This is a genomic window from Rhodococcus sp. 114MFTsu3.1 (genome assembly GCF_000383555.1).
Lineage (GTDB): Bacteria > Actinomycetota > Actinomycetes > Mycobacteriales > Mycobacteriaceae > Rhodococcoides > Rhodococcoides fascians_E.
Window position 1 is genome coordinate 20,676 of record NZ_KB911566.1, and the last position, 9,197, is coordinate 29,872.

The 9,197-nt window shown below is 65.5% G+C and carries 10 protein-coding genes, 1 pseudogene and 1 riboswitch; of the genes and pseudogenes, 7 read left to right on the forward strand and 4 right to left on the reverse strand.

Annotated features, from left to right (window positions below):
* The first annotated feature begins 5 nt into the window (after positions 1-5).
* Complete coding sequence (locus H292_RS0126230) at positions 6-1,376, forward strand: MFS transporter (RefSeq protein WP_020113378.1); 1,371 nt, start codon at positions 6-8, stop codon at positions 1,374-1,376.
* Here the strand turns inward: H292_RS0126230 and H292_RS0126235 are convergent.
* The gene (locus H292_RS0126235) at positions 1,373-2,782 is read right to left on the reverse strand and encodes a sensor histidine kinase (RefSeq protein ID WP_019663655.1); all 1,410 of its coding nucleotides are present in this window, start codon (positions 2,780-2,782) and stop codon (positions 1,373-1,375) included. The two genes, H292_RS0126230 and H292_RS0126235, sit on opposite strands and share 4 nt — an antisense overlap.
* The gene (locus H292_RS0126240) at positions 2,779-3,477 is read right to left on the reverse strand and encodes a response regulator transcription factor (RefSeq protein ID WP_026347530.1); all 699 of its coding nucleotides are present in this window, start codon (positions 3,475-3,477) and stop codon (positions 2,779-2,781) included. Before H292_RS0126240 ends, H292_RS0126235 begins: the two co-directional genes overlap by 4 nt.
* A gap of 90 nt (positions 3,478-3,567) precedes the next feature.
* On the opposite strand from H292_RS0126240, the gene H292_RS0126245 reads away from it, so the two are divergent.
* The 4 genes from H292_RS0126245 (at position 3,568) to H292_RS0126260 (ending at position 6,484) form a co-directional block, all read left to right on the forward strand.
* Positions 3,568-4,566 carry a permease gene (locus tag H292_RS0126245; protein ID WP_020113379.1) on the forward strand — a complete coding sequence of 333 codons (999 nt, stop codon included), beginning with the start codon at positions 3,568-3,570 and terminating at the stop codon, positions 4,564-4,566.
* The gene (locus H292_RS0126250) at positions 4,563-5,240 is read left to right on the forward strand and encodes a TIGR03943 family putative permease subunit (protein WP_020113380.1); all 678 of its coding nucleotides are present in this window, start codon (positions 4,563-4,565) and stop codon (positions 5,238-5,240) included. The genes H292_RS0126245 and H292_RS0126250 overlap by 4 nt, the downstream gene beginning before the upstream one ends.
* Positions 5,241-5,262: 22 nt before the next feature.
* Positions 5,263-5,329, forward strand: a riboswitch (guanidine-III (ykkC-III) riboswitch).
* A gap of 13 nt (positions 5,330-5,342) precedes the next feature.
* Positions 5,343-5,657 (forward strand): DMT family transporter, encoded by a 315-nt coding sequence (locus H292_RS0126255; RefSeq protein ID WP_020113381.1) that lies wholly within the window; start codon positions 5,343-5,345, stop codon positions 5,655-5,657.
* A 26-nt stretch (positions 5,658-5,683) separates the two neighbouring features.
* Positions 5,684-6,484, forward strand: coding sequence for a hypothetical protein (locus H292_RS0126260; protein ID WP_019663660.1), 801 nt, complete (start codon positions 5,684-5,686; stop codon positions 6,482-6,484).
* Between the two features lie 20 nt (positions 6,485-6,504).
* On the opposite strand, the gene H292_RS0126265 is transcribed toward H292_RS0126260, so the two are convergent.
* Positions 6,505-7,644 (reverse strand): acyl-CoA dehydrogenase family protein, encoded by a 1,140-nt coding sequence (locus H292_RS0126265; RefSeq protein WP_020113382.1) that lies wholly within the window; start codon positions 7,642-7,644, stop codon positions 6,505-6,507.
* Positions 7,645-7,727: 83 nt separating this feature from the next.
* Between H292_RS0126265 and H292_RS0126270 the strand changes: the two genes are divergently transcribed.
* The gene (locus H292_RS0126270) at positions 7,728-8,315 is read left to right on the forward strand and encodes a TetR/AcrR family transcriptional regulator (RefSeq protein WP_019663662.1); all 588 of its coding nucleotides are present in this window, start codon (positions 7,728-7,730) and stop codon (positions 8,313-8,315) included.
* 11 nt (positions 8,316-8,326) lie between these two features.
* Positions 8,327-8,863 (forward strand): hypothetical protein, encoded by a 537-nt coding sequence (locus H292_RS0126275; protein ID WP_020113383.1) that lies wholly within the window; start codon positions 8,327-8,329, stop codon positions 8,861-8,863.
* A 1-nt stretch (position 8,864) separates the two neighbouring features.
* On the opposite strand, the pseudogene H292_RS28690 reads toward H292_RS0126275, so the two are convergent.
* A pseudogene (locus H292_RS28690) lies at positions 8,865-9,197 on the reverse strand (HNH endonuclease signature motif containing protein); the annotation flags it as partial.

Consider the following 9,197-nt stretch of genomic DNA (forward strand, 5'->3'; position numbering starts at 1 on the left):
GAACCATGACCACCACCGACCCGTCCACCGTGCAACGACGCTCACTTGTGATCGCGTCGCTCGGCACTCTGCTGACCCTGGTGGCGTTCACAGCGCCCTTGGCGACCATCAATCCGACGGCGACGACCCTCGGAAGTGACGCTGCCGGGAAGACCTGGATTCTGAGCTCGATGAGCATCGGGCTCGGTGCTGCTCTGTTGACCGCTGGAACCGTCGCCGACGATTTCGGACGCCGTCGGACGTTCGCGATCGGCGCGGTCGTGCTCGCCGCGGGTTCCGTTGCCTGCGCGGTTGCCCCCACCACACTGATCTTCGTGATCGCCCGCATCGCACAGGGCATCGGCGGCGCAGCACTCGTCGCGTCGAGCCTCGGGATCATCGCGCACACTCACCCGGTCGGCCCGCTGCGGGCGCGCGCAAGCGGGATCTGGGGCGCCAGCGTCGGCGCAGGCATTGCCCTCGGGCCGCTGATCGCGGCCGGTTTCGATCGTATCGCCACCTGGCGCGATGCGTACGTCGTGCTCGCGGTCGCCGCAGCTGTGCTGGCCTACGTCTCGCACCGCTTCGTCGTCGAGTCGAGAACCGACGTTCCGCGAGGCCTCGATCCGGCGGGCGCGCTTCTGCTCGGCCTCGGCGTCAGTGCGCTGCTGGCTGCGTTGGTCGAGGGGCGCCAGGGATGGGCAGACCCTCTGCCCATCGGATTGTTCGTCGTCGCAGCACTGCTACTGAGCATGTTCGTCATTGTCGAATTACGAAGCAGCACGGCGATGCTGGACTTGTCGCTGTTCGCTCATCCCCCGTTCGTCGCAGCGACCTTCGCGGCACTCATGACCGGTGCCGGCGTCATTGCCCTGATGTCGTACGTGTCCGGATTCCTCGGAAATGCCTACGGTATCCAAGCATTGGAAGCTGCACTGCTGATGTTCGCGTGGTCCGGCACGTCGGTCGTCACAGCTCTGCTCGCTCGGAGGATTCCGCCGAGCATCTCGGGCGGAACACAATTGGCCGTCGGACTGCTCGGCGTCGCCGTCGGGCAGCTCTTTCTTCTCGGTCTGTCCGAGGACTCGACGTGGTCTCGCCTGCTGCCCGGCCTGCTCGTCGCCGGTGTCTCCAGCGGTGTCCTCAACGCAGCCCTCGGGCGCGAGGCCGTGGCCAGCGTGCCCGCCGGGCGTGCAGGCATGGGTAGTGGCGCCAACAACACTGCTCGATACGTGGGTTCGGCCGTCGGCGTCACCGTGGTTGCCGTGCTCGCTGTTCCGACCGGAACGCCCAGCGTCGCCGGGCTCGTCGAGGGGTGGAACAGCGCAGTGCTGTTCACCACCGCCGCGTCCATCGTCGGCGCGCTGGTGGTTCTTGCCTGCCGCCGCCGGGCCTAGTCGACCCGGTCCTGATTCACCCGGGGCAGTTCCACCCGGAACGTTGCGCCCAGGCCGGGCGTACTGTCGACGGTGACGGTTCCGCCGTGCGCGGCGACGAGGGCCGCGACGATCGACAATCCCAGTCCGCTGCCCCCACTTTCACGAGTACGGGAGCTGTCCGCGCGATAGAAGCGCTCGAAGACGTGCGCCGATTCCTCGGCCGACAAGCCGGGCCCGGTGTCGCTGACCTCGAGTTGCACCGACGTGTCCGTGGTGCCCACACGGACCTCGATGGACGCATCGGACGGAGTGTGCCGAACAGCATTCCCGACGAGGTTGGCCACTACCTGACGTAGCCGTGCGTCGTCACCGGTCACCTCGGGAATGCCGGGCCCTGAGACGACTTTCAGTGAGATGTCGCGTTCGGGAGCGACGGCCCGGGCGTCGTGCACGGCGTCGGCAGCGATGGTGAGCACGTCGACGGATCGAGCCTCCAACGGGCGTTGCGCGTCGAGCCTGGCCAGCATCAGCAGATCCTCCACGAGCAAACCCATGCGTGCCGATTCACCCTCGATTCGGTTCATCAACAACGTGATGTCGCTCATCGCGCCTTGCCGATGCAGCTCCGCGAATCCTCGAATCGTCGTCAGTGGTGTGCGTAGTTCGTGACTCGCGTCGGCGACGAAGCGCCGCATCTTGTCCTCGGATGCGCGGGCCGCCTCCTCGGACGCCTCGCTCGCCGCGAACGCCTGCTGAATGCGAGTGAGCATGCCGTTCAACGCAATCGACAGCTTGCCGATCTCGGTGCGCGAACTCCGCTCCGGCACCCGCTCGTGCAGGTCACCGGCTGCGATCGCGGCCGCTGTTTCCTCGACCTGCACGAGTGGACGCAGACTGCGGCGGACGACGAAGTACGCCAGCACCGCGAGAAGTGCCAGAACTATGGTCCCGATGATCAACTGAAGCACCACCAAACGATCGACCGTGATCTTGGTGGGTGTCAGACTCTGCGCAACCACGGTGGTGCCCTGGGAGTTGGTGACGCTGAAGGCTCGCCACTCCTCGTCTCCGTCGACGGAACCGACCGTGGTGGGCCGAGACGTGTCGACGCCGTCGACGTCGGGAACGTTCTGCCCGGCGTCCTCCTCGATCCTGATCTGGCCGTCGGTGTCGGTCGCTTTCACGTAGAAGTCCGCCGGTGGTCGCCTGGACTCCGACGGCGGTGGCATGTCCGGGTTCCGGGGTTCCGCCCACACGCGGGACGCGTCGAACAAGCTCTTGTCGACGCGTTCGACGAGCGATTGCTGCAGCGCGGACGTCACCGCGACACCGGACGCCAGCAGCCCGGTCGCGACGAGAAGCAGCAGTGCCGCGACGAGCGTGAACCGTAGCGGAACGTCCCTGGGCGTCGGGAGTTTCTTCACCGCGGCTGCCGCATGACGTAGCCGACACCACGCAGAGTGTGGATGAGTCTGGTGTCCCCGGTGTCCACCTTGCGGCGCAGATAGGACACGTAGGATTCGACGACACCGACTTCACCGCCGAAGTCGTAGTGCCACACGTGATCCAGGATTCGCGGCTTGCTCAGCACGGTGCCCGCGTTGACCATGAAGTACCGGAGCAGCGTGAATTCCGTCGGCGAGAGTGCAACCGGCTCGCCTGCCTTCCACACCTCGTGGGTGTCGTCGTCGAGTTCGATGTCCGCGAACGAGATTCGCGACGGTGCAGTCTCCTCCGTCTTTCCGGATCGACGCAGAATGACCCTCAGCCGAGCAACCACCTCTTCGAGGCTGAACGGTTTGGTGACGTAATCGTCGGCGCCGAGCGTCAGGCCCGAGACCTTGTCCTCCACTGAATCGCGAGCGGTCAGGAACAGCGCGGGCGCGTCGACGCCGTCGGCGCGCAGCCTGCGCAGCAGACCGAACCCGTCCATCCCCGGCATCATGACGTCGAGGATGACCGCTTCGGGACGGAAGGTGCGCGCTTTGTCGAGCCCTTCGGGCCCGGACGATGCGGTCTGGACGTCGAACCCCTGGAATCGCAGACTGACAGACAGCAGTTCCAGAATCGTCGGTTCGTCGTCGACGACCAGCACACGGGCCTCAGGTGTTTCGCTCACGTACCCATTCTGGACCCGCAGCCTGCGTACTTGCTGCACTCTCGCTGTGAGGTTTCTGTGAGTGCCGCACGGGGTGCATGATGGACGGCGATGGCGACGACGGACACCTCGGCGAGTCCGGCCCGCCGCATCAATTCCATGCACGTATTCGCACTTCTGCTCGTGTGCGCGATCGTGTTCCGGGACCAGCTGGTCACGGCGGTGAACTCCTTTCCCGAGCTCCGAACAGGTGCGACGATCTTCCTGGGCGTCTTCGTTCAGGCAACCCCGTTTCTGGTGCTCGGCGTGCTAGTCAGCGGCGCGATCGCCGCGTTCGTCTCGCCGCGGGTTCTGAAACGACTGCTGCCGGCCGACGAGAAAGCTGCTGTCGGTGTCTCCGGCCTGGCCGGAATGGCCCTGCCGGGGTGCGAATGCGGCGCCGTTCCGGTATCCAGGCGTCTGATGGACCAGGGTGCGCCGACGTCGGCGGCGCTCGCATTCCTACTGTCCGCACCTGCCATCAACCCTGTGGTGCTGGTGTCGACGGCTGTGGCGTTCCCCGGTGAACCGCGGATGGTGTTGGCGAGATTTCTCGCATCGCTGGCCACCGCCCTGGTGATGGGCTGGTTGTGGGCCAGAATCGGACGTGCCGAGTGGATCACGAAGAAATTTGCCGATCACAGCCACGATTCCTCGCGGTCGAAATGGGAAGTGTTCACCGAATCCGCCCGACACGACCTGATGCAGGCGGGCGCCTTCCTCGTCCTCGGAGCCGGAGCCGCGGCGCTGCTGCACATCGTCGTTCCCGATTCCATCCTCGAACACCTCGCCGGGCAGATGCTCCTGGCGATTCTGGTGATGGCAGTTCTGGCCGTCGTTCTCGCGTTGTGTTCGGAGGCCGACGCCTTCGTCGCAGCGAGCATGTCGATGCTGCCTCTACTCCCCCGGCTGGTGTTCCTCGTCGTCGGCCCCGCGGTCGACGTCAAATTGATGGCGATGCAGGCGGGCAGTTTCGGACGTGGATTCGTCGCCCGATTCGCCCCGGTCACCTTCGTCGTCGCGGTGGCGTGCGCTACCTCCGTCGGGCTTCTCGTTCTGGGTGCCCGATGAGGCGGGAGACGCAGAACGTCCTGCTTCTGCTCGTCGGTGGCGCGATGGTCAAGATCTCCGTGGACGGAAGCTTTCTGCGCTACGTGAAGCCGAGCCTGCACCCCTACCTGCTGGCCAGCGGGATTTTCATCGTCGGCTTGGCGGTGGTGGCGATCGTGCGCGACGTCCGGCGAGGCGGACCGGCGGACGACGACCACGCCCACAGCTCTCGTCCGTACTGGATGTTGCTTCTTCCGGCGGCGTTGATTCTGTTCGTCGCGCCGCCCGCACTCGACGTGTCGTCGGTGTCGGATCGGGTGGTCGCGGCCGGTCCTGTCCAGCGCACCGCGTTTCCACCGTTGCCCGACGGCGAGGCGCCCGAAGTATCGCTGCTCGACGTCGTTCAGCGTGCCGCGCGGGACAGCACGGGCAGCCTCGACGATCGCGAGATCACCGTGACGGGGATTCGAGTGGAGAACCCGGACGGCAGTGTCGATCTGGCGCGCATCCTGATCATCTGCTGCGCTGCCGACGCGCGATCCATCCGCATCCACTTGGACCGAGACGTGGAGGGCGAGTGGCTGCGGGTGCGTGGAACCGTCGGCGAGTCGTCCCCGGAGACGGGCAACATTCCGACGATGACAGTGACCGGCGTCGAGCAGATCGACGAACCCGAGAACACGTACGCCTATTAGTGGTACCCTAGTACCAGTCTTGCTGAATTCGACACAGTAGGACCAGCGGACGAGCGCACCGTACCCGGCCAGCGACAAGACGGTGCATGGGAGTGTTTTCTCATGGCTTGGGTCATTCTTGTCATCTCCGGCGTACTCGAAGCAGTGTGGGCCACCGCCCTCGGCAAGTCCGACGGTTTCTCGCGCCCCGTTCCCACGATCGTCTTCGGTGTCGCCCTCGTCGCCAGCATGGGCGGCCTGGCCGTCGCGATGCGCACCCTGCCCGTCGGCACCGCATACGCCGTCTGGGTCGGAATCGGCGCAACCCTCACCGTCGCCTACGCGATGATCACAGGCGACGAATCTTCGTCGTGGATCAAGGTCGCGCTGCTCGTGGGCATCGTCGGCTGCGTCGTCGGACTGAAGCTGCTGCACTGACCGATCCAGCAGTTACAGTAACTTCCATGAACTGGGTGTCCGCGATCACACTGCCTGCACGCGCTGGGATTGCCATCGCGGAAACTGCCCTGGAGGTCTCGGGGGCGATTCTGTCCACCACTCGATTCGCTCTCGAGACCGGCGCAGCCACGCCTGCCAACCTGGCCTCGCTCACCGATCCCAAGGGCGGCACGATGCAGCTGCTGTCCCAGCTGGGTCAGCTCACCTCGGACGACCGAGCGTTGGGCAACGCACTGCGTGAGGGCGGGCCACTCGACCGGCTGCTCGCGCCGGGTGGCGTCGTCGACAGGTTGACGTCGGAGGAAGGCACGCTCGAACGGTTGCTGGCACCCGGCGGACCCGTCGATCGCGTGACCGCCACCGACGGACCGCTGGACCGGCTGCTCGCCGAGGACGGTCCGCTCGAACGGCTGCTTGCCGACGGCGGACTTCTCGATCGGATCACCGCCGTCGACGGCCCCCTCGAACGTCTCACCGCCAAGGACGGGCCGCTCGAACTTCTGACTCGCGAGGACGGCATCATCGAACGCGCCACCCAGGAAGGCGGCCTGTTGGAACAGCTGCTCGCCGAGGGCGGTGCCATCGAGAGGTTGACCGCGAAGGGTGGTCCGCTCGATCAGCTCGTGACCTTGACCGAAACCTTGTCGCAGCTGGCACCCAACATCGAACGCATGGGCGTCAGCATCGACATCCTGCAGGATTCGGTCGAGATCTTGTCGCAGGCGGTGAATCCGTTGGGCGAGTTGGTCGGTCGGCTACCCAATCGCTGGCTCAAAGGGAAGCAGACCGTCCACGAACTGCAGTAGACGGATCCACCGCACAGGCATCAGTTCCGCAGACTCCGTGCGATGACAAGGCGCTGAATCTGGTTGGTGCCCTCGAAGATCTGAGTGATCTTGGCGTCGCGCATGTACCGTTCGACGCGGAAGTCCCGCGTGTAGCCGTACCCGCCGAACACCTGGACCGCGTCGGTGGTGACCTTCATGGCGGCGTCGGTTGCGACGAGTTTCGCGACGGATGCGCCCCGCGAGTAGTCCAACCCGGCGTCCCGACGTCGCGCAGCATCGATGTAGGTGGCCCTCGCGGAGTCGACCGCGGCCGTCATGTCGGCCAGCAGGAACCCGAGGCCCTGATGATCGACGATCTTCTTGCCGAACGTCGTGCGCTCGTTGGCGTAGGCGACTGCGTCGTTCAGCGCTGCCTGCGCAATACCCACCGCGACCGCAGCAATTCCCAAGCGGCCGGAATCGAGTGCGCTGAAGGCGATCTGGAGGCCCTGCCCCTCGGCGCCGAGACGTCGCTCCTTCGAGACGAAGGCATTGTCGTAGTTCGCCGACGTGGTGGGCACTGCGTGCAGACCCATCTTCTCCTCCGGCTTGCCGAAGGAGAGCCCCTCCTGATCCTTGGGAACGAGGAAGCAGGAAATACCCTTCGACCCTTCACCGGTGCGGGCGAAGAGGTTGTAGAAATCCGCGATACCGCCGTGCGTGATCCACGCCTTGGCGCCGTTGACGACGTATCCGTCGTCCTTGGCTGTCGCCTTGCAGGTCAACGCGGCGGCGTCGGATCCGGCCTGCGGCTCGGACAAGCTGTATGCGCCGACGAGACTGCCGCCCAGCATGTCCGGAAGCCAGCGCTGCTTCTGCTCCTCGGTTCCGAACGCCAGCAGCGGGGAGCACGCGAGGCTGTGCACGCTGACCGCAACGGCCACCGCCGCCCAGCGGGCCGCCAGTTCTTCCAGCACCTGCAGGTAGACCTCGTACGGCTGGCCACCGCCGCCCCACTCCTCCGGGAACGGGAGGCTCAACAGCCCGGCTTCACCGAGAGTGCCGAACACGCCTTCGGGATAGGTCTCGTTCTTCTCGTGATCGTCGACGATGGGATCGAGCACCTTGTCCGCGACATCGCGAGTGAGCTGGATGAGGTCGCGAGCTTCCTCGGTGGGCAACAAACGATCGACAGGCACTTTCGAACTCCTCACAGTACTGACGGTCCCATCACAGTACTGTAGATGATACTGGCTCGCCCACTGCAGTACTGTCATGCTTCATGACCGCAGCTCACGCGACGGCCCGCCGTGCCCAACTGTTCGACCAACTCGTCGACCTCTTGTTGAGCGAAGGGTTCGCCCACCTCACACTCGACGACATCTCGGGACGCCTCCGCTGCAGCAAATCGACGCTCTACACCCTGGCAGGCAGCAAGGAACAACTCGTTCGAGCGGCAACCGTGCACTTCTTCCGCGGAGCAACGGACCGCGTCGAGTCAGCGATCGTCGGCGTCGACGGTTTCGGCAACCGCCTGACCGCGTACCTGACCGCGGTGGGAATTGCCTTGCAGCCGGCATCACGACAGTTCATGGACGACCTCGCCGCCTTCCCTCCTGCCCGCGACATCTACGAGCAGAACACTGCGTTCGCCGCCCAACGCGTTCAAGACCTGATCGACGACGGTGCCGCCGCGGGTGAAGTCCGCAGCGTCCATGCCGCATTCGTCGCCGACGTCGCCGCATCGACAATGGCGCGCATTCAATCGCGTGAGATCTCCGAACGCACCGGCCTCGACGACTCCCAGGCGTACGCCGAGCTCGCCGCCCTCCTCACCACCGGCATCAGCGGTCACCGGGCACCTTCGTAGAATTGTCGGCGATGAGGAACGGTCGGCACGCATCCAGAACAGCCTTCTGGGCCTCGTGTCTGGTATTCGTTCTCTCGCTCGTTTTCGTCGCCGCGACCTCCGACGGCGACGTTCCGGCACATTTCGACGGGTCCGGCGTCGTCACGCGAACGGAATCCCCGTGGTCGTTCGTCGCCACGATGGCCGGCGTCGGTCTTGCGCTCGGTGTGTTGTTCGCGGGTGCGCGCCGGTGGATCCGGTACATCCCCGCGCAGATGATCAATCTCCCCGATCCCCGGGCACACCGATACTGGACGCATCCCGCGCAGCGCCCAACGTTCGATCACATGATCGCCGAGGATCTCGAATGGATCGGCGCAGCAACGATCGCCCTCCTGACGTGGATGACCGTGGTCGCCGGAACAACAGGATCCGACGACGGGTCGGTGTCGACGTGGGTCCTCGCGGCTCCGACCGTCGCGTACGTGCTCGGCATCGCCGGATACGCGGTGTATGTGATCCGCGGCGGCAAATACCGAGTACCCGAGGACGATCGACCGCCTTCGTAGATCAGAACGGTGGTGGTTTCTTTCGTTCGCGGAGGTGTTGGATGGTTTTGTGTTGTCGTAGTTTTCGGCGGAGGAGTCGGATTCGGGTGCGGGCGGTGTCGGTGGGTGCGTGTCGGAGGTCTGCGGTGGTGGGTTCGGGTGTGGCGGGGGACATGTGTTGTTCCCACCAGGTGGGTGTGGAGATGTCGGGTTCGGGGACGGGTCGCCCGCGTCGGTGTCGGCGGGTGCGTGCGGTGGTGGGGCATCCGAGTTCGGGGAAGGTGAGGGTGCGGGTGCCGGTGGTGTGGGTCCAGAGGATGATGCCGCCGGCGAGGTAGGCGACGGTGGCTGCGTT